At 41.9% G+C, this 24859-nt stretch carries 16 protein-coding genes and 1 riboswitch; of the genes, 10 read left to right on the forward strand and 6 right to left on the reverse strand.

Annotated elements, in window-relative coordinates; all coding sequences use genetic code 11:
• Positions 1 to 106: 106 nt before the first annotated feature.
• The gene (cbiE, locus tag FNW02_RS26555; RefSeq protein WP_191760476.1) at positions 107 to 1315 is read right to left on the reverse strand and encodes a precorrin-6y C5,15-methyltransferase (decarboxylating) subunit CbiE; all 1209 of its coding nucleotides are present in this window, start codon (positions 1313 to 1315) and stop codon (positions 107 to 109) included.
• Positions 1316 to 1460: 145 nt separating this feature from the next.
• On the opposite strand from cbiE, the gene FNW02_RS26560 reads away from it, so the two are divergent.
• From FNW02_RS26560 to FNW02_RS26585, 6 genes are all read left to right on the forward strand, one after another.
• The gene (locus FNW02_RS26560) at positions 1461 to 2549 is read left to right on the forward strand and encodes an SGNH/GDSL hydrolase family protein (protein WP_191760477.1); all 1089 of its coding nucleotides are present in this window, start codon (positions 1461 to 1463) and stop codon (positions 2547 to 2549) included.
• Positions 2550 to 2916: 367 nt separating this feature from the next.
• A riboswitch (adenosylcobalamin-variant (AdoCbl-variant) riboswitch) is annotated at positions 2917 to 3007 on the forward strand.
• A gap of 62 nt (positions 3008 to 3069) precedes the next feature.
• Positions 3070 to 4599 carry a precorrin-3B synthase gene (gene cobG / locus FNW02_RS26565; protein ID WP_225225911.1) on the forward strand — a complete coding sequence of 510 codons (1530 nt, stop codon included), beginning with the start codon at positions 3070 to 3072 and terminating at the stop codon, positions 4597 to 4599.
• A complete protein-coding gene (locus FNW02_RS26570) occupies positions 4524 to 5150 on the forward strand; it encodes a precorrin-8X methylmutase (RefSeq protein ID WP_191760479.1) in 627 nt (208 codons plus the stop codon). Before cobG ends, FNW02_RS26570 begins: the two co-directional genes overlap by 76 nt.
• Before the next feature lie 2 nt (positions 5151 to 5152).
• Positions 5153 to 5857 (forward strand): precorrin-2 C(20)-methyltransferase, encoded by a 705-nt coding sequence (locus FNW02_RS26575; protein WP_191760480.1) that lies wholly within the window; start codon positions 5153 to 5155, stop codon positions 5855 to 5857.
• Positions 5858 to 6056: 199 nt separating this feature from the next.
• Positions 6057 to 9044 carry an L-glutamate gamma-semialdehyde dehydrogenase gene (gene pruA / locus FNW02_RS26580; protein WP_191760481.1) on the forward strand — a complete coding sequence of 996 codons (2988 nt, stop codon included), beginning with the start codon at positions 6057 to 6059 and terminating at the stop codon, positions 9042 to 9044.
• Positions 9045 to 9139: 95 nt separating this feature from the next.
• On the forward strand, positions 9140 to 9574 hold the full coding sequence (locus tag FNW02_RS26585) for a GNAT family N-acetyltransferase (protein WP_191760482.1): 435 nt from the start codon (positions 9140 to 9142) through the stop codon (positions 9572 to 9574).
• A gap of 19 nt (positions 9575 to 9593) precedes the next feature.
• Here the strand turns inward: FNW02_RS26585 and FNW02_RS26590 are convergent, their stop codons facing one another.
• Positions 9594 to 11612, reverse strand: a complete 2019-nt coding sequence (locus tag FNW02_RS26590) for a PAS domain S-box protein (protein WP_225225912.1) — start codon at positions 11610 to 11612, stop codon at positions 9594 to 9596.
• A 1148-nt stretch (positions 11613 to 12760) separates the two neighbouring features.
• Here FNW02_RS26590 and FNW02_RS26600 point away from each other — a divergent pair.
• The 3 genes from FNW02_RS26600 (at position 12761) to FNW02_RS26610 (ending at position 16786) form a co-directional block, all read left to right on the forward strand.
• Complete coding sequence (locus tag FNW02_RS26600) at positions 12761 to 15397, forward strand: EAL domain-containing protein (RefSeq protein WP_191760483.1); 2637 nt, start codon at positions 12761 to 12763, stop codon at positions 15395 to 15397.
• Between the two features lie 134 nt (positions 15398 to 15531).
• Complete coding sequence (locus FNW02_RS26605; RefSeq protein ID WP_191760484.1) at positions 15532 to 16122, forward strand: thioredoxin family protein; 591 nt, start codon at positions 15532 to 15534, stop codon at positions 16120 to 16122.
• 136 nt (positions 16123 to 16258) lie between these two features.
• The gene (locus FNW02_RS26610) at positions 16259 to 16786 is read left to right on the forward strand and encodes a hypothetical protein (RefSeq protein ID WP_191760485.1); all 528 of its coding nucleotides are present in this window, start codon (positions 16259 to 16261) and stop codon (positions 16784 to 16786) included.
• Positions 16787 to 17097: 311 nt separating this feature from the next.
• Here FNW02_RS26610 and FNW02_RS26615 read toward each other — a convergent pair whose 3' ends face one another.
• Positions 17098 to 18039, reverse strand: a complete 942-nt coding sequence (locus tag FNW02_RS26615) for an N-acetylmuramoyl-L-alanine amidase (protein ID WP_191760486.1) — start codon at positions 18037 to 18039, stop codon at positions 17098 to 17100.
• 730 nt (positions 18040 to 18769) lie between these two features.
• On the opposite strand from FNW02_RS26615, the gene bchH reads away from it, so the two are divergent.
• Positions 18770 to 22483 (forward strand): magnesium chelatase subunit H, encoded by a 3714-nt coding sequence (bchH, locus tag FNW02_RS26620; protein ID WP_191760487.1) that lies wholly within the window; start codon positions 18770 to 18772, stop codon positions 22481 to 22483.
• 164 nt (positions 22484 to 22647) lie between these two features.
• Here the strand turns inward: bchH and FNW02_RS26625 are convergent, their stop codons facing one another.
• The 3 genes from FNW02_RS26625 to FNW02_RS26635 form a co-directional block, all read right to left on the reverse strand.
• Positions 22648 to 22977 (reverse strand): SH3 domain-containing protein, encoded by a 330-nt coding sequence (locus FNW02_RS26625; RefSeq protein ID WP_191760488.1) that lies wholly within the window; start codon positions 22975 to 22977, stop codon positions 22648 to 22650.
• A gap of 32 nt (positions 22978 to 23009) precedes the next feature.
• Positions 23010 to 23756 carry a L,D-transpeptidase gene (locus tag FNW02_RS26630; RefSeq protein WP_191760489.1) on the reverse strand — a complete coding sequence of 249 codons (747 nt, stop codon included), beginning with the start codon at positions 23754 to 23756 and terminating at the stop codon, positions 23010 to 23012.
• Between the two features lie 630 nt (positions 23757 to 24386).
• Complete coding sequence (locus FNW02_RS26635) at positions 24387 to 24788, reverse strand: type II toxin-antitoxin system death-on-curing family toxin (RefSeq protein ID WP_348535452.1); 402 nt, start codon at positions 24786 to 24788, stop codon at positions 24387 to 24389.
• Between the last annotated feature and the right edge of the window lie 71 nt (positions 24789 to 24859).

The following is a 24859-nucleotide window of genomic DNA, read 5'->3' on the forward strand; positions in this document are numbered from 1 at the left end:
AATTCTACCAATTCAATTAATGATTGCAACAAATCCTTTGGTAGAGACGTTGCAATGCAACATCTTTACATGTTCTATACCCTTACACCTGCCGCAAAGGGGTTGGTCACTGTTTTACAGCTATCCATTGCGTAACAGGTGCCATTGCTCGCCAGCCCAGAAATTTACCAATAGGTTCCGCTCTTTGAATGGCAATACGGGTTAAATTGCCTCCAACTTGTTCATGCCATTTAAATAATGTTTGCTCGCCCTCTACTGTCACAACATTTGCTACTAAACGTCCACCCGGCCGCAGTGCTTGCCAGCAGACATCGAAAAGTCCCGCTGCTGTCACCCCACCACCAATGAAGATGGCATCGGGTGCAGCCAAGTCTTTGAGAGCATTGGGCGCTTTATCTTCAATGATTTGCAGATTTGGAGTACCTAAAGCTGCGGCGTTGTCAGCAATGTAGCGTAGTCTGGACGAGTTTTGTTCGATCGCGATCGCTCGACATCGGGCATGACTCCGCATCCATTCGATAGAAATAGAACCACAACCCGCACCGACATCCCACAGTAGTTCTCCGGGTGTAGGAGCTAGAGTTGCTAAGGTGATTGCCCTAACTTCGTGCTTTGTTAGCTGTCCATCGTGGTGATAAGCACTGTCTGGCAGTCCTGGCAGTCTGGGTAGCACAACCCCAGCATCGGCAATACAATTAACTGCGATCGCATTCAAGGCAGCGATTTCTGTTTCACTCCAAGATACAGCCGTACCTTCGACAATCCTTTCCTGACTACCACCCATGCGTTCCAAGACAATAATTTTGCTACTACCATAGCCACGATTTGTCAAGAGTTGGGCAACAATTGCGGGTGTATCCTTGCCTTCACTCAAAATCAATAACCGTGCTCCGGGATAAATGTATGACTGGAGCAAAGAGGGTGGACGACCATTCAAACTTAAGGTTTCCACCTCAGTTAAAGACCATCCTAATCTGGCGCAGGCGAGGCTAAAGGTTGAAGGTGCAGGAATAATCGTCATTTCAGACACAGGAATTCGCCGCGTTAAGGTGACACCGATGCCGTAGCACATAGGATCGCCGCTGGCTAGTACGCAGATTGACTGACCCCGACGGCGGATGATTTCATCTACCGAGGCGCTAATTGGTGAAGTCCAAACTATTTTCTGACGTTGGTCATTTGTGGGCAACATTGCTAAATGGCGATCGCCTCCCACGAAGATTTCAGCTTGAGCAATTAGAGAGTGAGCGATCGCGCTCAAACCCTGTAACCCGTCTTCGCCAATCCCTACAATAGAGAGCCATTTTCGTGTCATAATTCAGCACACTTTCCCTAAATCTGAAAATAGGCAAATTTAACGCATATCATCGGAAAAACTTATCAGGATTTAGCTTAACCAAAAAATAATGTAGTATTTGACATCAAACCCGTCCCTGTCAAATTTGTGGAGAAAATTGAGAATGCACCTTCGACAAGTTTTTACTCAAGTGTGCCGCACTTTGTTCTTAACTTCGCTGCCTCTGACACTTGTAGCTTTTATCCCATCAGCAGCACAAGCAGCAATCTTTAGCCGGATATATGCCTTCGGTGATAGTCTTTCTGACACAGGTAATTCCTTTGATATCACCGAGAAGGCCAATCTACCAATTAATATTCCTCCCAACGAACTGGGATATTTTAATGGGCGGTTTTCTAATGGCCCTATATGGTTGGATACTCTAGCAAAGAAACTAGAAATTCCGCTTCCGCCAATATCTCGAACTGTAGGAGGAGCTAGTCCTACAGGTGTTAACTTTGCTACCAATAGCGCCACAACAGGAGATAATGCTACTTTCCCACTTCCCTTAGATGGTTTCACTGGATTACAAGAGCAGGTTGCTCAATTTCAAAAAGACAACACTACTGTAGATCCCGAAGCACTTTATGTTTTGTGGGCTGGTGCAAACGATTATTTGGGTGGTGGTGTCACAGATCCGACTGAGCCAGTTACAAATTTGTCTAATGCAGTCACAACACTTTTTGACGCAGGCGCTCGCAATTTCTTAGTCGCAAATCTGCCATCTCTGGGTGCTACGCCAATTGGTCTGCGTCGGGGCGAACAAATTTCTAATCAACTTAATCAATTGAGTGCGGGGCACAATTTAGTTTTTTCTCAGGCTTTTGGACAACTGAGTAGCCTACCTGGAATTAACTTAAAAACCCTGGATGTAGGTTCCCTGTTTAATACAGCTATCAAAAAGCCAGCAAGTTTTGGTTTTACAAATGTAACTTCCCCTTGCTTAGCTAACTCTCCTTTGTTTAATCCCATCTCAGCAGACAACCCGATCTCAGTCTGTGATAATCCAGATCAATATTTGTTTTGGGATGATCTTCACCCGACAAGTGCTGCACATAAAGCTCTTGGAAACCTAGCTTTTGAAACCCTAACGAATCAGTCTGAACCTGTTCCTGAACCTTCACTTGTCTTGGCTCAGCTAGCATCTGGCGTCTTCCTAGGGTCTAAGGTCGTTCGGAAGTGGAAACAAAAAAAAGTAATGGTTCGGTCATAGCAAACGGGTGAATGTCCCTGTAATACAAACCTATAAAAATTTAGCTTGATTAATAAAGAGAATTCATGCTCAGGCTGTTGTTTTAACTAGTGCAAGTTATCTTCTGATAACTTGCACCATTCTTAATTAGTATCTTCACCCGGCGTCTAATCAATAATAGCGGCTCGGTGCTTCTGTCTAGGCTAAGTAGACTAAGATCCTTTATTAGTCGTCTTTAGACGACTTTAGCTATTAGCCTTGGAATTCATTCCTAGGTGGTTATTGGGAGGAGTGCCAAATCTCAGTTTTAAAGGACTTTAGCTATTAATCTGCCATTGCTACTTTATTGGCAATTACAAACATTCTGACTACCTTCTCGTGCTAGATTACTAAAGCCTGGTGTTGGGAAACTCCGGTGAAATTCCGGGACTGTGCCGCAGCTGTGATGGGATTGCCCAAGTCAGAATGCCAACTCTAGGGATGTTCTAAATTTCATGCTCATTGTCTACTCCCTGCGTTGCACGGGGAAGGAGTTATAGTCTTGTTATCTGATGCCACTTGTCCTGGCTTGTTTTACTCGACACCTGCCGAAGACGGTATATTATCTCGAATTAGAATACCAGGGGGGATTCTTGATAGTCTACAGTGCCGGGCGATCGCAGATATAGCAGACCATCACGGTGGTGGTTATGTAGATGTAACTAATCGCGCTAACATACAAGTCCGCGAAATCCACACGCAAATCAACGCTCAAGTTCTTAAGCATTTACAGGATATAGGATTGGGTTCTAGTAATAGTGCTGTAGACCACATCCGCAACATAATGACTAGTCCTACTGCTGGCATCGATCCACAAGAATTGATCGACACCCGCCCTTTTGTTCAAGGCTGGGATAATTATATTGCCGCACATCCTGCCCTATCGGGACTGTCTGCAAAATTTAGCGTTTGCTTCGATGGTGGTGGCACAGTTTCAGTACGCGATCGCCTGAATGATATCACCTTTGCTGCTGTCTTAATTGACGGGAATGTTTACTTCCGCCTCTATCTCAGTGTAGGTGCAAAGGGAGCGCTAAGCGATGTCGGAATTTTGTTGCCATCACAATGCTTGCAAATTTTGGCAGCTTTGGCTGATGTTTATCTAGCTCATATTGACACTACAAGTAAGCGCAAGCTCCGTCTGCGAGAATTGTTGAATACTTTAGGTTGTGAAAATTATCTCCAGGAAGTTCAGCAACGTTTACCTTTTTCTCTTTTCCGCACTCAAGAGTGTCAAACCAAAATCGCAACTGCCAAATATCAGCATATCGGCATCCATCCCCAGCGTCAGCAAGGTTTATTCTATATCGGTGTCGTGCTACCACTTGGACGACTAGAAAGCAACCAAATGCGTGGTTTGGCTGATTTGGCAGAAAAATACGGTAATGGAATCAGGCTAACTCCCTGGCAAAATTTGCTCCTAACTGATATTCCTCAGCAATTGGTTGTCAATGTACAGAGTGAACTTGCTTTATTAGGATTAGATTCCTCGGTAACTAATATTAAGAGTTCATTAGTTGCTTGTTCTGGCAACAAGGGTTGTGCCGCTTCTGCCACTGACACTAAAAGACACGCGTTAGCATTAGCAGAGTATCTCGAAATACGCCTCACTCTGGATTGGCCAGTTAATATCCACTTCAGCGGTTGCGAAAAATCCTGCGCTCAGCACACCAAGAGTGATATTACCCTGCTTGGTGTCAACATTGAGGTGGATAATGGAACTGTGGAGGGTTATGACATTTATGTTGGTGACGGTGATAAAAACCAGACATTCGGTCGTCAACTTTACCAGCATGTGACTTTTGAGGAATTGCCTGCACTGTTAGAGCGGATGCTAAAGACGTATAAAAACCAACGCAGGAATTCCGATGAGTCCTTTGGGGAATTTGCCAATCGGTATGCAATCGCCCAATTAAAGCAGTTACTCCCTACCCCAAATTCCAATTCTCAAATCCAATGCCCGACTACATCCGAGATGCCAATGAAATCTACCGTAATTCCTTTGCCATTATCCGGTCAGAAGCGAATCTAGATGTGCTGCCGTTTGATGTAGCAAAAGTTGCTGTACGTTTAATTCATGCCTGTGGAATGACGGATATTGTTACCGACTTGGGATATTCGCCAACGGCGGTGCAGTCTGGGCGGGCAGCACTGGCTGCGGGAGCGCCAATTTTGTGCGATTGCCGGATGGTTGCCGAAGGCGTTACTAAGCGGCGGCTGCCTGCAAATAACCAAGTTATCTGCACCCTCAACTATCCTGAAGTACCCGAACTTGCTCAGCGGATGAATACAACGAGGTCGGCGGCTGCCCTGGAATTATGGCGATCGCATCTAGAAGGAGCAGTGATCGCAATTGGAAATGCGCCCACAGCACTATTCCGGCTGTTAGAAATGCTGGATACAGTCGTGACTAAACCTGCTGTAATCTTGGGCTTTCCAGTTGGATTTGTTGGTGCAGCAGAATCAAAAGCAGCATTGGCAGCAGACAGCAGAAATGTACCATTTTTAACATTACATGGTCGGCGCGGCGGTAGTGCGATCGCAGCAGCAGCAGTTAACGCCTTGGCAACAGAGGAAGAATAAAGATGAAAAGCAAAGGTCGTCTGTATGGAATTGGCGTGGGGCCCGGTGATCCAGAATTATTGACCCTGAAAGCGCTACGGCTATTACAGGCTGCTCCTGTGGTTGCCTATCAATCAGCAACAGACAAAGAGAGTATAGCGCGGGCGATCGTCTCGCAGTATTTAACTGGCGATCAAATTGAGGTAGCTTTCCACCTCCCCCGTGCTTTAGAGCCAGAAAAAGCACAGTCCATTTACGATAAAGAAGTTGAACCAATCGCTGAACATCTGACAGCAGGACGAGATGTGGTGGTATTGTGCGAAGGAGACCCGTTTTTCTACGGCTCTTTTATGTATGTTTTCACACGGTTGTCTGAGCAGTACGAAACGGAAGTTGTCCCCGGAGTTTCCTCTTTAATGGCTTGTCCGGTCGCCCTGGGCGTACCCTTCACCTATTACACTGATATTCTGACAGTTCTACCCGCCCCATTGCCAGCAGAAGAGTTAATTACACATTTACTAGCAACCGACGCAGCGGCGATTATGAAGTTAGGTCGCCATTTTCCGAAAGTGCGGGATATCCTGCATCAGTTAGGATTAGCATCGCGGGCAAGATACATTGAGCGGGCGACAATGACACAGCAAAGAATTGTACCCCTGGATGAAGTTGATCCAGCAGCAGTACCTTATTTCTCAATGATTGTAGTGCCAAGCAAAAATCGACTATGAGGTAGTAAAACATGGGCATGATTAGTCATCTCAAAGTCGTAACTACTTAAATATGGTAGCAGCCAAATGAACGCGTCAAAATAGAAGACACAGCCTTTAATAAAGACTGGGTATTGGTCATTTGTCATTTGCTCCTCTGCCCCTCTGCCCCTTCTACCTCTCTACTCCCCAGCCTCCAAAATTAAGGAGTTTACTAACAGTGGTATTACAAGTACAAACAAGCACCTACGAAGCTAAAACCCAAGAAATTGCTAAACAACTTCTAGCAGTAACACAAGAAAATCGCTCATTTTTTGCTTCTCTACGCGATCAAATGCGCTGGGATGATAAATTGTTAGGCTGGGCGATGAGCAATCCTGGGTTGCGAGTGCAGCTATTTCGCTTTATAGACACACTGCCTGCTTTGCACAGTAAATCAGAAATTGCCTCACATTTACAAGAATATTTGGGAGATGAATCTGTAGAATTACCGACAGCTCTGAAGGGAATGCTAAACTTTGCTAACCCGGATTCTATGCCGGGGCAAGTTGCTGCTACAACTGTTGGCACGGCAGTTGAAACTCTTGCTCATAAATATATTGCTGGTGAAAATATTAAACAAGTCATCAAGACAGTTGAACGGCTGCGAAAAGAGAAAATGGCTTTTACCATCGACTTACTTGGTGAAGCGGTGATTACCGAAGCCGAAGCGCAGTCTTATTTAGAACGCTATTTAGAATTGATGCAACAATTAGTGGAAGCATCAAAGAATTGGTCAACTATCCCGGCTATTGATGAAGCAGATGGCGAACTGCCACCAAAAGTTCAGGTTTCTGTGAAATTAACGGCGTTTTATTCCCAATTTGATCCATTAGATGCTAAGGGTAGTGAGGAAAAAGTTAGCGATCGCATCCGTACTCTGTTACGTCGTGCTCAAGAATTAGGCACAGCTGTGCATTTTGATATGGAGCAGTATGCCTACAAAGACATAACTCTCAGTATCCTAAAAAAACTGTTGCTAGAAGAAGAGTTTAGGCAACGTACAGATATTGGGATCACAATCCAAGCATATCTGCGTGATAGCGAGCAAGATGCCGAAGATTTGATTAATTGGTTGAAACAGCGTGGTTATCCCCTGACAATCCGCTTGGTAAAAGGCGCATATTGGGATCAAGAAACTATTAAAGCAGCACAGAAACATTGGCCACAGCCAGTTTACAATGACAAAGCTGCAACAGATGCTAACTTTGAAACAATTACTCAGTTATTGCTAGAGAATCATCAATATGTGTATTCTGCCATTGGTAGCCATAATGTGCGATCGCACGCTCGTGCTATTGCCATAGCTGAAAGCTTAAATGTTCCCCGTCGTCGCTTTGAGATGCAAGTCCTCTACGGCATGGGTGACAAAATTGCAAAGGCATTGGTTGATAGGGGTTATAGAGTAAGGGTTTACTGTCCGTATGGTGAGTTGTTGCCGGGGATGGCTTATCTGATTCGGCGGTTGTTAGAAAATACGGCTAATAGTTCTTTTTTACGGCAAAATTTGGAGAATCGACCATTAGAGGAATTATTAGCACCTCCAGTTGTAGATTTATCTCACGCAGAGGCGCAGAGGCGCGGAGAGAAAGATGTGAGTTTTGTTGGGGCGGCGGATACGGATTATGCGGAGGAGGAGGAGAGAAGGAAGGCGGCGCAAGCTTTTCAAGGGGTTCGTCAACAACTTGGTAGAACTTATTTGCCGTTGATTAATGGGGAGTATGTTGATACGCCGTCAGTTGTGGATTCTCTCAATCCTTCTAATTTTAGTGAGGTAATTGGGAAAGTCGGATTGATTAGCGTTGAACAAGCGGAACAGGCGATGCAAGCTGCTAAAGCAGCGTTTCCTGGGTGGAGGAAGACACCAGCTAAGCAACGCGCGGATATTTTGCGGAAGGCGGCTGATTTGATGGAACAACGCCGGGATGAATTTTCGGCTTGGATAGTTTTGGAAGTTGGAAAACCAGTCAAGGAAGCAGATGGAGAGGTTTCTGAGGCAATAGATTTTTGTCGGTACTACGCCGATGAGATGGAACGGCTGGATAAAGGTGTTAATTACGACATGCCTGGTGAGACGAATCGTTATATATACCAGGCACGGGGAATTGCTGTGGTGATTTCTCCCTGGAATTTCCCACTGGCGATCGCCTGTGGAATGACAGTTGCAGCCTTGGTTACAGGCAATTGTACTCTCCTCAAGCCCGCTGAAACATCTTCTGTGATTACTGCTAAGCTCACAGAAATATTACTAGAGGCTGGTATCCCCAAAGGTGTATTTCAATACGTACCTGGTAAGGGTTCACAAGCAGGTACTCACTTGGTAAATCATCCTGATACTCATGTAATAGCTTTTACAGGTTCCCAGGAAGTGGGATGTAGAATTTATGCAGAAGCAGCAATATTGAAACCTGGTCAAAAGCACATGAAACGGGTGATTGCCGAAATGGGTGGCAAAAATACCATCATTGTGGATGAAAGTGCTGATTTAGACCAAGCAGTTGTGGGGGTAGTGCAGTCAGCATTTGGTTACAGCGGACAAAAATGCTCTGCTTGTTCGCGGGTAGTTGTGCTGCAACCGATTTATGATGCCTTTGTGCGGCGGTTAGTAGAAGCGACAAAATCCTTGAACATTGGAGAGGCAGAGTTACCTAGCACGCAAGTTGGCCCGGTGATTGATGCTAATGCCCGCGATCGCATCTGCGAGTATATTGAGAAAGGTAAGGCAGAAGCGCAATTAGCGTTGGAGTTACCAGCACCAAATCAAGGATATTTTATCGGGCCTGTCATCTTTACAGAAGTACCGCCAAATGCGGTAATTTCCCAGCAAGAGATATTTGGCCCCGTTGTAGCAGTAATTCGAGTGAAGGATTTCCCAGAAGCTTTAGCAGTCGCCAACGGTACAAACTATGCTCTGACTGGGGGACTTTACTCCCGAACACCTTCACACATTCAGCAGGCGCAGACAGAGTTTGAAGTCGGAAATTTGTACATTAACCGCACTATCACAGGTGCTATAGTTGCACGGCAACCTTTTGGTGGATTCAAACTTTCTGGAGTTGGTTCTAAGGCAGGCGGCCCTGATTACCTACTACAATTTCTCGAACCGCGCACAGTCACAGAAAATATTCAGCGTCAAGGTTTTGCGCCAATTGAAGGTGTAGATTCATAAATTTTTTGTGCCTTTGTGCCTTTGTGGTTCAAAAATTATTATTTACCACAAAGTCACGAAGACACAGAGACGCTTACTTACTTTAAGAGTACAAAATGAGCAATTTAGTTATAAAAGTTGCTGAATTACCTGATGAATTTCCGGCGGTTGCAGCAATTAGACAATCAGTTTTTCAAGAAGAACAAGGAGTAAATCCTGCTTTAGAGTTTGATGGCAAAGACGAAATATCTGAGCATTTGATTGCTTATTTAAATAAGGAAGCTGTGGGTACTGCTAGAATAAGATATTTAGATGAGCAAACTGTCAAGATAGAAAGGCTTGCTGTTTTGTCTACAGCAAGAGGTCAAGGTTTAGGTAAAAAAATTATGGAAAAAGCCCTAGAGATTATAGCTAGCAAAAAGATTTCAGAAGTTGTGATTCATGCTCAATATTATGTCAAAGGTTTATACCAAAAATTAGATTTTGTAGAAGAAGGAGAAATGTTTGAAGAAGCAGATATTCTCCATGTGACAATGAGGAAACGGCTCTAGAGTTGAAGTAAATCTAGAATCATTTTCTCTTCTCTTCTAGAACTGCTGAATTTGGCAAAAATAAAGTGAACTGACTACCTTCTCCCAAAGTCGATGTCACTGTCACATCGCCACCATGCAAACGCGCTAATTTGCGTGTTAAGGCTAAACCTAATCCAGTCCCTTCATACTGACGATTTAACTGACTATCAAGCTGTTTAAAAGGTTCAAATAGAAATTGAAACTGACTTGAGTCAATACCAATTCCGGTGTCTGAAACTGTAAATGTCATCCCTTCGGCTACTTTTTTTACTACCAGCGACACGTGACCTACTGTAGTGAATTTAATGGCATTTGTGAGCAAATTGAGTAGCATTTGCTTAATGCGCCGCTCATCGGCAATGCAAATATCGGCTTCTGGGTCAATTTCGCTTGTGAGTTGCAATCCTTTTTCGCAGGCGCGATCGCTTACTGTTAATATGGCATAATTACATAACTCTGGTACTGACAAAGGTAACAGCAACAGGTCTTCTTTGCCTGCCTCCACCTTAGATAAGTCAAGAATATCGTTGATTAGTGCTAACAGGTGTTCACCACTACTATATATACAACTTATATATTCTTGCTGCTTGTCATTGAGAGAGCCAACCATTTCTTGTTGCAACAACTGCGACAAGCCCATAATTGCATTGAGAGGCGTCCGTAGTTCGTGGCTCATAGTTGCTAAAAATTCGCTTTTTGCCCGACTACCGGCTTCTGCTGCTTCTTGAGAAGTACGTAGTTGCAATTCTGTTTGCTTGCGCTCAGTAATATCCTCAATCATCGCCAGAAACAACTCCGGTTTACCATTTGTGTCTGGAATGACAGAAACAGAAATATGAGCCCAAACTAAATTACCATCTTTATGCAAGCAGCGTCTTTTCATTTCAATACAATGTTTAGTAACAAGCTGCTCCTCATCACCCTTGGTGTCTACCCTTGGAAGAAGTTCCGATGCTTGGAAGCCAACCCTTGTAATTTTCTCTCTATCTACACGAATTTCTGAAAGCAGTTGTTTGTAAAGTTCTAAATCTCCGCTTTGGATTGCAATGTAATCTGTAAAGCTTTGACCGTATAGTTCTTCCTGGCTATATCCTAGAATCTCGCACAATGCTGGATTGTTATTAACTATCTGTGCTTTCATATCTATAAGTGCAATGCCGATAGAGGAGCGCTCAAAAATTGCTCGAAATTGTGCCTCACTCTGTCGCAGTGCTTCGTGTACAGTCTTTTGCCCGCTTGCTTCTATAGCCAGCGTCACGAAATCTGCAATCGAGCCAGCAAAATTCTCTTCCTGCAAAGTCCACTGGCGAAAGTCGCCAACATGTTCATGGCACAATACACCCACCAAACTATCACCTAACCAAATCGGCACACTTAGTAGGGATGTGATGCCTAACACAGAAAGATTAGATTTGGATAATTCTTGAGTTCTGATATCGTTTTTGATATCATACACAGCAATATTACATTCCTCTTCTAAAGCCTGGAAATAATCAGGATAACTTGCTTTTAAGAACGACAAACCAGAGGTATGCTCCTTAGTACACATATCATACAAATCAATGCATTCAATTTTTGAGCGGTCTTCGTTATATAACCACACACCAACCCGCTCCACTAAGAGTGTCTGAGCAGCGATTTCTGTGATTTCTCTTAATGCCGCATTTAGATTGCCTTGTTGAAATGTCTTGCTCCTTGCAAGTTGCGCTAGTGTCTGGCTTTGTTTTCGCCGACTCCGACCATTTTCTCTTATTTGTACAGCCTCTTGGGCTTGCTTACGCTCTGTAATATCTCTAACCGCCACCATTTGCATTGGTTGCCTCTGGGAAGAAATAATTTTGCCTTGTAGCTCTACAGGAAAAGTAGAACCGTCTTTTCTAACTACAATTACTTCATAGGGTTTTTCATAACCGGAAAGTATCTTTTTTCTAAATAAATCTTGTGATTTTAGAACAACGAGTTTTAAAACCCTCTTGCCAATTAGTTCTCTAACTTCATAACCAGTTATTTTTGCCAAATTACCATTGGCATCTAAAATAATTTCACGGTTATGTAATATGATACCTTCAAAAGCTATCTCACGTAGACAGTGTAGGTAAATTTTAGCACATACAGGTTAAATAAATGTAAAAACTGTCGTTTGGCACTCCCGTATACTTGATCAACAGTTATCTCTTATTTCTGATGTTGAGACAGTTATCACTGGATAGCACATAGCAACCTCTGTTGCAATAATTGAGGTCTTGTCTAGCTTTTGATTAAATGTTCCTCTATCTTCAAGCTAACAGTTTGCCAGCCGCAGACTTTATCTTTGATATCATTGATGAGCATAATTGCTACGTTGATAGCAAGCGATTTATGACGACAAGTTACTAAATATTTATACACAAAATAAAAAAATTATAAATTTTTATCATTCCTCGACGATAAATTTAATATGACTACATTGACATATTTAGTTATGTATGATGGGCAAATCTCAAGGAGATAAGAAGTGCTTATAAGGGAAAGTATTGAGTAGTAACCATTTGTCATGTTTAAGTAATCATGTGACAGCCTTTGTCAAGCACAATTGGCATAAAATATGTGAGATATCGGGCTAATTATAGCAAACAAGTTAATCGAAAGCAACTGATTTATTAATAAGCTATTAAGTAGAAAGGCTTAGTAAAATAAAAGCTTTTAGTTAGCATACCTATCGATATAAAAGTTTTAATTAAGAAAATATTTTATGTATTTAGATACTTTTATAGTTTTAAAATTCAAAAGTTAAATTATTTAATATTTTTATGACTATTTTAACAAGAAATTCATTGAAAAACTAGATACTTCCTTTCTAAATATTAGTTATTTTAATCTGTGTGATTGCGATAAGCAATTTTTTTAAGCATACTATACTGCTCAAATTAATAGGATTAGTTTTTCTCTCATCGTAAGTTTATGCTAGCTCCAAACAAAAATCCGCAAATATACCATGTGTTCTGTTAGGTATTTAATTTTATTCTGGTTATTTAAGAAAGGAAAAAGTGAAGAACAGTGATTGCATGGATTGCATGGATAAAGTTAAAAAATCTGATTCTTGAGTTGAGTGAACAGCTAGGATTTTTACTAAAAAGACTAGCTTGCTAATTAGGCATATATTACAGGAGGATTTGAGGAACAGGCATGTCAGGAAATGAGCGGGAAAAAATACGCCACCTGTTGGTCGTCCAAGACCCGCAAGGGGAGCGAACTATCCCCTTGAAAGAGGCTACTTATTCTCTTGGGCGGCACAGTGGGAATGCGATCGTCCTCCGTTCCCGGTCAGTATCTAAGCAACATGCCATTTTATTGCGGGTAACTCTTCCACAGACTGACCAATATGGCTTTCGGGTTATTGATGGCAACTTCAACGGCAAAGGAAGTACTAATGGCTTATTCGTGAATGGCTCTAAATGCTCCTACCATGACCTCAAACATGGAGACGTTATTATATTTGGCGATAATCAAGCTCAGGCTACATATTACGCTATTTCTAACCTGTCAGAAAAAGCATTTTCTGAATCTTGTCAAGTTGATGACCTATCTGTTTTTCTGTCGGAGCAAGCCAATCCCGTTAATCCTTTTCAAACCCTAGTTGTCGATCCTAGCTTTGAAGGAGCTAGCGATACAGCCTTAGCTCGCTTAGCATCCTTTCCAGAACTTATCCCAAATGCCATTATCGAGACAGATTTAGAAGGAACAGTCACTTATCTCAATCCAGCCGCGTCTCTCAAATTCCCCAAAATTAGGGAAACTGGTAAGCAGCACCCCATTTTGGCAGGACTCTTGAGTGCAGTTAAGAATCTAGAAAAAAATTCTTTTGTTCGAGAGGTAGAAGTTGGCACAGAAGTTTTTGAACAATCCGTTCACTACCTTCCTGAAAGTGATTTAATTAGGACTTTTATTGTTAGGGATATTACTGAGCAAAAGCAAGCTGAAGCAGAACTACATCAGCGCGATCGCTTGCTACAGGCAGTTGCAGAAGCCGCTAATTATTTGCTGATGGAAATGAATTACGAGACAGCTATTGATAAAGCTCTCGCCACTTTGGGCGAAGCTGCCAAGGTGGATCGTGCCTACTTTTTCCAGAACCATCCCCATCCTGATACAAAGGAGATATCAGTAAGCCTGCGATTTGAATGGACACGTCTATCGCTTGAACCTTCTCGCCACCATTGGCAAAATCAGCCTTATCAGGTTTCTGGACTAGCTCGCTGGTACACTGCTCTCTCTAGCGGACAGTCCATTAGCGGACTCAGCCAAGAATTTCCCGCAGCCGAACGAGAACATCTTACCCGCGATGGGATACAATCTCTGCTCCTGGTTCCTCTGCGGTTAGATAACGATTTTTGGGGTTATATCGGCTTGGCAGATTGTACCTGTGAGCGTCATTGGTCAAGGCACGAAGAATCCACTCTCTTGACGATGGCCGCCAGTATCATTGGTGCGCGGCAACGTCAACAGGTGGAGGAGAAAATTCGCTATCAAGCCCTTCATGATTTCCTTACAGGCTTACCCAATCGTCTGTTATTTAATGAGATGCTAGCCACAGCATTACCCAACGCGCGGCGGAATAGTGAGAGTTTAGCTGTGATGTTTCTCGACTTGGATCGCTTTAAGGTTATTAATGATACCCTGGGACACACACTAGGAGATGAATTGTTACGAAGCGTGGCTCAAAGATTGAAAGATTCCCTTAGAGGTGGAGATACCCTTGCCCGTTGGGGAGGGGACGAGTTCACTATTCTACTGCCACGAGTGAATCATATTGAAGAGGTGTCCCAGGTTGCTCAAAGAATGTTACAAGCTTTAGAGAATGTCTTTCCTCTCCAAGGGCACGAACTTTATGTCAATGCCAGCCTTGGTATTGCATTGCTTGATCAAAACAGTCCTGATGCCGAAACTTTAATCCAGCACGCAGATGCCGCTCTATATCATGCTAAGGACAAGGGCAGGAATAACTACCAATTTTACAGCGTTTCTCTGAGTGCCAAGAATCCCGAACTTCTGACTTTAGAGAAAAATCTACGGTATGCCTTAGAACGAGCAGAATTAACAGTGTATTACCAGCCCAGGGTAAACATTACTACAGGACAAATTACTGGTATGGAGGCTCTGTTACGTTGGCAGCATCCTGAGATGGGATTAGTCGCGCCCAATGTCTTCATTCCCCTTGCTGAAGAAAGTGGATTAATTGTCCCCATCGGTGAATGGGTATTACAGACAGCTTGTAATCAAAATAAAGCTTGGCAAGATGCCGGATTGCCACCTCTGATGATGGCCGTCAATCTTTCTCTTAAGCAGTTTCGTCAACCCAATTTAGTCGAGACTATAGCCAGAATTTTAGAACAGACGGGATTAGAAGCCCAGTTTTTAGAGTTAGAGATTACAGAAACGACTGCGATCGAGGATCTAAACTTCACCAGAACTGTGCTGCAAGAACTAGAGCAGATGGGCGTTTACATCTCCATAGATGACTTTGGTACAGGTCACTCTTCCCTCTCACGGCTACAAATGTTGCCACTCCACAATCTGAAAATTGATCGGTCTTTCATTCAAGATTTAACGACAGATGTCAAAGTAGCTCATATTATCAAGGCGATAGTTAGCTTGGGGCAGAGTTTGGGGTTGAGGCTGACTGCCGAAGGAGTAGAGAAGGAAGAAGAATTAGAATTTTTGAAATCTATCAACTGCGAAGATGTACAGGGCTTTCTATTCTATCGACCGCTTACTGTCCAGAAAGCTACAGAAATTCTTTACAGTCAAAGTACAAAGCTTTAGTAGTCCACTTATAGAACTTGGCGAGGTCACGGGTAAAAGGTTATCCTTTGCCCTTTAATGTTTCCGCGCGGAAACGGAGTTTAGGTCAGTTAAACTAAAGATGCTAGTACTTAATAAGTTTTAATAATTCTGTTATGAGTACGGATTCACCTGTTAATTCTCCCGCAAAGTCTGAATCCATGTTAGGAACGCGTGTGAGAAATTTCTTAATAGCAATCGTAGCGATCGCTCTCAGCATTGCCTTATTCTTGGGACTGCGAACTCAAACAACCTCAGTTTCCCTCGCCAAGCTAGATCAGGGTTCTACACCTTTAGAAGTAGCTGTTAGCAATGGTAAACCATCGTTAGTAGAATTTTATGCTGATTGGTGTACTGTCTGCCAAAAAATGGCACCAGATATTGCCCAACTAGAAACACAGTATGCTGACAAGCTGAATTTTGTCATGCTGAATGTAGATAACAACAAATGGCTGCCAGAAATGCTGAAATATCGGGTAGATGGGATTCCCCATTTTGTATTTTTGGGCCAGAATGGCGAAACCATAGCCCAGGCAATCGGCGACCAACCCCGCACTATTATGTCTAGCAACTTAGAGGCTTTGGTTACTGGTTCATCTCTCCCCTATGCTCAAGCTAGTGGGCAAGTTTCCAAATTCTCATCTCCAGTAGCACCAACAGCTAGTCAAGATGACCCCCGCAGTCATGGAAACCAAGTGGTAAATTAGCACCCGCTCATCCATCAAATTAGCTCATTAGGTCAAGTACTAGGTACTAGGTACTTCAAAAGTCAGGGTTGCTGAATATAGCAGCTTTTACATGGTACTATGAATAAGTACCATGTACCAGAAATATCTAAGAGTTATGTCTAAAAATCAAGTGAAGTTTCTCTTAAATGATAAACAGCTAGCTCAATTTAAGGCACAAGTGGTTGCTTCTGCGTCAACTCAGCAGGAATACATAGTTTCTAAGATACTGACTGAGAGTACCCCACCAAGCGCCTTGGTGGAGATCATCAAATCCCAACAGGAAACAATAGCCAGCCTAACAGAGATACTAAAAGACAAGCAAAGTACCTTGAAAGAAGTAGCTCAGGATAGCTTGAAAGTTACTGATGATAGTAAATATCAAAATAGGGATTTAAATTCTTCAGCGACTATTGAGGCAGACCAGTCAACCAAAGATGAACAAGAGATAGCCCCTAAGCCTACTCAGTTGAGCCGAGTAGATCTGATTGAGCGGTATGCTATGAGTGATGGAGACTACAACAAGCTAGCATCCCAAGCACAAGAGCAAGGTTGGGTAGAACTAGATGGTATGCGGTGGCAAGTATCCGGTAAGAAGACTAAGGCGGTCTGGACAGTACTAGAACCCTTGGAAGTTCCTGGATAAACTTGAAGTTACCCTTTTAGGCAAAGCAGGAAGCATAAGTTAAGAAGAAGCTTTTCACCTTCGTGCCTTTGTGTTTTGGTGGTTCAAAAGTCAATTTTTAACCACTAAGGCACTAAGACACAAAGAAAAATACATTAAATTGCTAGTTTAATAACCTACCTTGCGATTTTGGAAAAAGTCAATTATCAGGGATGAATTAAAACTCTTTCCGTTGAACATTAATGAGTAGACTCGTTTTTCAATCTACAATTATTTAATTTTTACAAGTTGTTATTCTCAATAAATAACAACTTATAACTAATCACTAATAACTAACCAATAAATTTTTGCCAAGTTATTGCGCCCACAATTCCATCAGCAACTAAACCATTTTGCTTTTGAAATTGCTTAATTGATGCTTCTGTCTGGGGGCCATATACACCATCTACTTCAATACCTAAACGGTGTTGCAAGTATCTGACAACTGGGCCGCCAGCGTGATTAGGTCTGACGATTCTTTTTGCTAAAATCAGATTTATTGCATTCCATGTTGTTTGATCAGCATTTCCAGTTGATTGAATCCCGGCAATAATCTGAAATTTTTGTACAGCAGATTGTGTGCTAGGCCCAATTGAATTATCTTCTACTAATGTCTTACCATTTTTATCAGTTATTTTTAGTCTATTTAAGGCTTTTTGTAGTCTGAGAACAGTGGTATCTGCATTCTGCTCATCATCTGGTACGGGATTAACAGGTGTACTTGGTACTTGTCCAGTTAAGCCTTTGACGATCGCATTGGCCATTGCTTCGGCGTTAAAAAGATTCATATCTTTTGCCGAGTCGATAAAGCAACCTTCTACCAGAATCGCTGGCATATCTGTATTTCTCAGAACATATAAGTGGGAACCGCTCTTAACGCCGCGATTAAAAAATCCTAACTTGATGATTTCATCTAATACAGGTTTAGCAATTTTCCTACCCCTCTCGCTAGTTGCAAATACTTCTGTACCATTCGCTTGTCCGTTAAAAGCGTTAAAATGAATCGACACAAAAATGCCTACATTACTAGCATTAGCTCTAGCACATCTTTTTGAAAGTGAATCGCGTACGCTACCAGCACCATCTGGTTTACATGCTATTACTTCATGCCCTAAAGCTTTTAACTTTGCTATAACTCTATTGCCTACATCTAAAGTTAAATTATCTTCAACTTTGATTCCTCTGGCTCCTGTATCTGGTGGACAATTATGCCCGATATCAATTCCAAATCTCATTTTTTTCTCCTTAAGGTATTGTCAGAATAGTTAAAACCTCTTTAGGTTCTTAATAAGAATTTATATTAATCATTTAGTCTGGTACTTTTTAGCAATTGGTAATAAGGAATTAGGGTGTTGTATGACTCATTATTATTCTAATATAGAGAATCAGCACATAAGCAAATCTAATAATTAAATTTGCTATGATAAGATTTGATTTTTAAAGTACCTATTGTAACAGAAAAGCAAGATTAGCAATATTTATCAGCATTCTAAAAAATCCAATTATATTTCCATAACTGGAAATGCCGCGATCGCAATTATTCTTCAGATAATAACTCCTAATAAAAGTAGGTATAATTAACATAAAATAAAATCCTAGTTCGTAAGTGAGATTCATCGCTCAAAACAAGGATTATCGGGACTAAAGTCCTTACCCTTTGGGTTCGTTAGTCGCTCATGGGGGAAACCCCCTTGGCGCTAGCCTCTCCCTTTGGGAGAAGACCGCGCTAACTCACCACAAACTTTAATTTATTTACGCCTAGCTACTTATGATCAAAAAGGACGACTAAGTACTGAATAGTATTTAATACGCAAATATCCAATTACTGAGATAGATAATAACTTAAGTATATTGAGAAGCCTGATGAAAAGGAGCGGCTGGACTGAATCTGTAGGTAGATATTTAACAATCAGCCTGAAAGCATGTTTAAGATCTAAGTGAAGAAATATTTCTTGGCTTACGGGCATGAAACGCATCGTCTTGATTGCTGGATTTGAATCGTTCAACGCTGACTTGTACAGGAAAGCAGCTTTTTTGGCTAACTCTCGCTGTCCAGAGTTGGATATTCGGGTATTTAGCGATCGCGATATTAGCACTAAGCACCTGGAGGTGGAAACAGCACTTGATGGCGCTGATGTATTTTTCGGCAGCTTGCTATTTGATTATGATCAGGTTTTGTGGCTGCGCGATCGCATTGCCCAAATTCCCATCCGCCTCGTGTTCGAGTCAGCCTTGGAATTGATGAGTTTAACCAAGCTTGGTGCTTTTGCCATTGGCGATAAACCCAAAGGAATGCCCAAACCAGTTAAATTCATCCTCGACAAATTTAGCAACGGACGAGAAGAAGACAAACTTGCTGGTTATATCAGCTTCTTAAAAATTGGCCCTAAACTCCTCAAATACGTACCAGTGCAAAAAGTCCAAGACTTACGCAACTGGCTAATTATCTATGGTTACTGGAATGCTGGCGGTTCAGAAAACGTAGCCTCATTATTTTGGACGCTAGCAGAAAAATACTTAGATTTAAAAGTCGGTGATATTCCCCCACCCATAGAAACCCCCAACATGGGATTACTGCATCCCGACTATCCCGGATTTTTTGAATCACCGCAAGCATATCTGGAATGGTTCCAAACCTTTTGTAGAGACGTTGCATCCAACGTCTCTACAAAATCGGTTGTCGGCATATTACTCTACCGCAAACACGTCATCACTAAACAACCATATATTCCCAAACTCATTAGCCGTTTCGAGGAAGCCGGGTTAATCCCTTTGCCCATCTTCATCAACGGTGTGGAAGGTCATGTAGCGGTACGAGACTGGATGACAACTGATTACGAAATTCAACAACGACAACTCGGTAATATTGAAACGGCTTCACTTTCTAATGAAGCAGTCAAGGTAGATGCGATTGTTTCGACAATTGGCTTTCCTCTAGTGGGTGGGCCTGCTGGTTCAATGGAGGCGGGGCGTCAGATAGAAGTAGCAAAGCGCATCCTCACCGCCAAGAATGTGCCTTACATCGTTGCTGCACCCCTGCTAATTCAAGATATTCACTCATGGACGCGCCAAGGTATCGGCGGGTTGCAAAGTGTAGTGTTGTACGCCTTACCAGAATTAGATGGCGCAATTGACACTGTTCCCCTGGGCGGGTTGGTAGGCGAAAATATTTATTTAGTTCCCGAACGGGTGCAGCGATTGATTGGTAGGGTGAAAAGCTGGGTTGCTTTGCGGCAAAAACCTGTATCGGAACGCAAAATTGCGATTATTTTATATGGGTTTCCTCCAGGTTATGGCGCTGTGGGCACAGCAGCATTATTAAATGTCCCGCGCAGCCTCTTAAAATTCCTTCATGCACTCAAAGACCAGGGTTACACCGTCGGCGATTTGCCAGAAGATGGGGAAGAGTTGATTCGCTGGGTAAAAGAAGCGGATGAATCTTACCCAACCAATGTAGAGACGTTGCATGCAACGTCTCTACCACATGCAACGTCTCAACTAAACAATACCGTCAACGTCCGCACATTAGAAAAATGGCTGGGATATCTGCAATCCTCGCGCATTGAAAAACAATGGAAATCTCTCACGGGAACAGGTATTAAAACTTATGGGGATGAATTCCAGATTGGCGGTGTGCAGTTAGGGAATGTATGGATAGGTGTACAGCCACCTTTGGGGATACAAGGCGACCCCATGCGCTTAATGTTTGAACGAGATTTAACCCCTCATCCTCAATATGCAGCTTACTATAAATGGTTGCAAAATCAATTTCAAGCTGATGCTGTAGTTCACTTTGGGATGCACGGTACAGTGGAATGGTTGCCTGGTTCTCCTTTAGGTAATACAGGTTATTCTTGGTCAGATATCTTGTTAGGAGATTTGCCTAATTTATATATATATGCGGCGAATAACCCTTCTGAGTCAATTTTGGCAAAACGTCGCGGTTATGGGGTGTTGATTTCGCATAATGTCCCACCTTATGGTCGCGCTGGTTTGTACAAAGAATTGGTGGCGTTGCGCGATTTAATTTCGGAGTATCGAGAAGACCCGCAAAAGAATTATGTTCTTAAGGAAGGAATTTGTAAAAAGATTGTAGACACTGGTTTAGATGCAGATTGTCCGTTTGAGGATGCTAAACGGTTGGGTATTCCTTTTACTCCAGAAAATATTCGCATGTTTAGTGCTCATGCTTTTAATGAGTATCTGGTGAAGTTGTACGAATATTTGCAAGTGTTAGAAAATCGTCTGTTTTCTTCTGGGTTGCATACTTTGGGTGAAGCGCCGAATGAAGAGGAGTTGGCGGCGTATTTGGAGGCTTATTTTGGGGAGGAAAACGAACCGCAAAGGCACAAAGAACACAAAGAGGAGGAGAGGCAAATTACAGATTTGTTGATGCAAACTACGGATGAGTTAACTAATCTATTGCGGGGATTGAATGGTGAGTTTATTCCACCTGCGCCTGGTGGTGATTTGTTGCGGGATGGGACTGGTGTGTTGCCAACGGGTAGGAATATTCATGCGTTAGACCCTTATAGGATGCCTTCACCTGCGGCGTATGAACGGGGACGGGAAATTGCTCAAAAAATTATCGCCCAACATTTGCAAGAACATGCCACATATCCTGAAACTGTGGCGGTGATGTTGTGGGGATTGGATGCAATTAAAACTAAAGGTGAATCTCTGGGTATTCTTTTAGAATTGGTGGGGGCTGAACCTGTTAAGGAAGGGACTGGGAGAGTTGTACGTTATGAATTGAAGCCGTTGTCGGAGGTTGGACATCCCCGTATTGATGTGTTAGGAAATTTATCGGGAATTTTTCGGGATAGTTTTGTAAATATCATCGAATTGTTGGATGATTTATTTCAACGGGCAGCTGATGCTGAGGAATCGGAAGACCAGAATTTTATTAGAAAACACGCTTTGGTTTTAAAAGCACAAGGTGTGGAAAATGTCTCGGCGAGATTGTTTTCTAATCCTGCTGGTGATTTTGGTTCTTTGGTCAATGATAGAGTGGTTGATGGTAACTGGGAATCTGGCGAGGAGTTAGGAAATACTTGGCAGAGTCGCAATGTGTTTAGCTACGGGAGACAAGATAAAGGTCAGGCTAGACCAGAGGTGTTGAATACTTTATTAAAAACAAGCGATCGCATTGTTCAAGAAATCGATTCGGTAGAATATGGCTTAACTGATATTCAAGAATATTACGCCAATACGGGCGGTTTGAAAAAGGCAGCAGAAAAACAACGCGGTAAGAAAGTGACAACCAGCTTTGTGGAAAGTTTTTCCAAAGATACCACACCCTGGAATTTAGATGATTTACTACGGATGGAGTATCGCACCAAGTTAGTAAATCCCAAATGGGCCCAAGCAATGGCAAATCAAGGTTCTGGTGGTGCGTTTGAAATTTCTCAACGGATGACAGCGTTAATTGGTTGGGGTGGTACTGCCGATTTTATCGACGATTGGGTATACGATCAAGCCGCAGATACTTATGCTTTAGATGCAGACATGGCGGAGAAATTACGTAAGGCAAATCCTGAAGCTTTTCGTAATATTTTGGGGAGAATGTTAGAGGCACATGGACGTGGTTTCTGGCAAGCGGATGCTGATAAGTTGGATAAGTTGCGCCAGTTATATGAGTTGACAGATGAGGAATTAGAGGGTGTAATAATTAACTAATCTTTTCAAGGAGTATAAAATAAAATAGTTTTGTTAAATAGGCAATAAAGTTAGAAGCTATGGCTACTAGTTTCACTCCTAGTTCTATTGCCTTTTGTGATAGACCTTATCAGGGTTTGTGGCAAGATTTAATTGAGCAAATCTTTAATCATTCGCCTTATAAATTACTGAGGGTCGCCACAGACATAATCAGCGCGAACCCAGCCACGTCCTCTGCTATGAGAGACATTCCACCACCAATAACCATCTTGACTATACTTACCTCCGGTTAAAACCACTACATCTCCATTAGGAATTTCTTTTACCTTCCGGAAGTTGCGACCGGGCCCATTACGCATAGAAAGGCGACCAGTACCGTCATTAGTACAAACTTGAGCATAAGATTGTGAACGAGATGCAACGCTGTCAGTGTTACCGAGTCCTGGACCAACTTCTGCATTTGCAGGTAGAGCAGCAGTTAGAATCAGTACACTAGTCATAATAGTTTTAAACATGATTTGATACTCCTTTTTAAATGAACGAATTATTAAATGGTGACTTCGAGATATTGGGGCCGGTGAATGCGAACATATTCCAACACTCGATTCAAATCCTGTTTATCAGTTAGTCCGATACATCCGGATGTCCCGTCTTCACCGTTGTTCTTTTCAAAAGACGGATCATAGTGAATGCCTAAATCTGTGCGACCAGTCTGGAATAGCGGTTGTATGGGAAGGAAACGGTCACCCGCTTCTGGGATAGCGCCGTGAATATACGTTCTTGCAACTTTGTATTTTCCATTTGGTAAAGGTGCTTCCGTGCCAGAACTATCACGGTCTTTATTTTGGGTATAACTTCGCCCAGAAACAGTTTTATACGAACCTTTTAATTCACCGTTAGCGTAGAGGCGAAGCTCATAAATTGGGTTCTCTAATGCATTGAGAACTCCCTTTGGTATTAGAACCATGTAACTATTTGACCTGATTGGTACAGTTGAAATTTTTTGAGATTGAAAGTTATCTTTATTTGACTCGTCATTGTCAACAATCCACACATTTTTTAAGGATGCTCCCATATATAAAGGATCATTATTGTCTGCACCAGAATTGGAATTTCTCAGAGCATCAATCTCACTCCATTTTTCCTTACCTATTGTTAGCTTTTCTGTGGTTTGCTTTAGATTTTTGCTGGGCTGTAGTGAAATTAATTTTTGCGGTAATTTTAGTTCAGCATTAGCAGCACAGCCTATGAATGCTACGCAACTGAAAGATATTAAGGTTAATCGAATCGGCATCTAAACTTTTAATTTTTCTAATTTATTCGACTTTAAACGTAATTTCCCTGGCTAGATATGGGAAATGACACGGATTTTTTTCGATGTGCTAATTACGTAAAAGTTAGTATTTTTAGAAAAGTTTTTATATTCCTAAACTTTAGATAACACAATGATAAATTTGCATAAGAGTAGCTAAGACAATTTTGGCTAATCGATAACAAGAGGCTGAAAGCTAGGTTTAGTCATAGCTCTAACCAGTACTTATGAGGCTAGCTGTTATTAAATTAACCTTGCCACCTCGCTACTTTTACCTCATTAAAAATCAATTCAACACAGAAAAACTCTTGTATTTTATCGAACTAAGTACTGACTTTTCGCTTTTGCTATGGTTACTCACTGTCGGTAAGTTTTTTGAAAAAATGCTAAAAATTTACTTTGGGAGCTTAACCATCTTTTATTACTTTCTTCAGATAATAATTTCTAACCATTATTTATTACGTGTTTTCGCAACAACAATATCTAAATAATAAATATTGTTGTTATGATCATTGAATCTATACATCTAATTGTGGACTTGCAAAGCAATAAATATTTGGCAAAAAATTAGCAGGAAAATAATGGCGATCGCACCCCTCTATTCTAAAGAATTTAAATAATTTCTGTGATATAATTCTTCAATATTGCTGTCAATTCTTCCTTGCTAACATTGTTTTCAGCAACCTGTATTGTTAATTCATAAGCTTCTTCTGTTGACATGTTAAGTTCATAATCATTCATGTTCAAAAATGTCACCATGACATCAAAAGCCGTTCGCTTGTTACCATCTATAAAAGCATGGTTATTAGTAATATGAAATAGGTATGCTGCTGCTTGCTCAAAAATTGTAGGGTGTAAAAGCTCTCCCCCAAAAGTTGCTTGAGGTTGGTAAATAGCAGAATCTAGCAAACCTTCATCACGTATACCAAATGAGCCACCATATCGGCTAATCTGCTTACTATAGGAATCATATTTGATTTCTGAAAAAAACTGCGAGATAATACGGAGAAAGATATCTGTCTAACAGAGAACAATGATAAGTCAGCATCTACAAGCCGTGATCGCAGAACTACAAGAATTTATAG

The organism is Komarekiella delphini-convector SJRDD-AB1 (genome assembly GCF_014831675.1).
Lineage (GTDB): Bacteria > Cyanobacteriota > Cyanobacteriia > Cyanobacteriales > Nostocaceae > Komarekiella.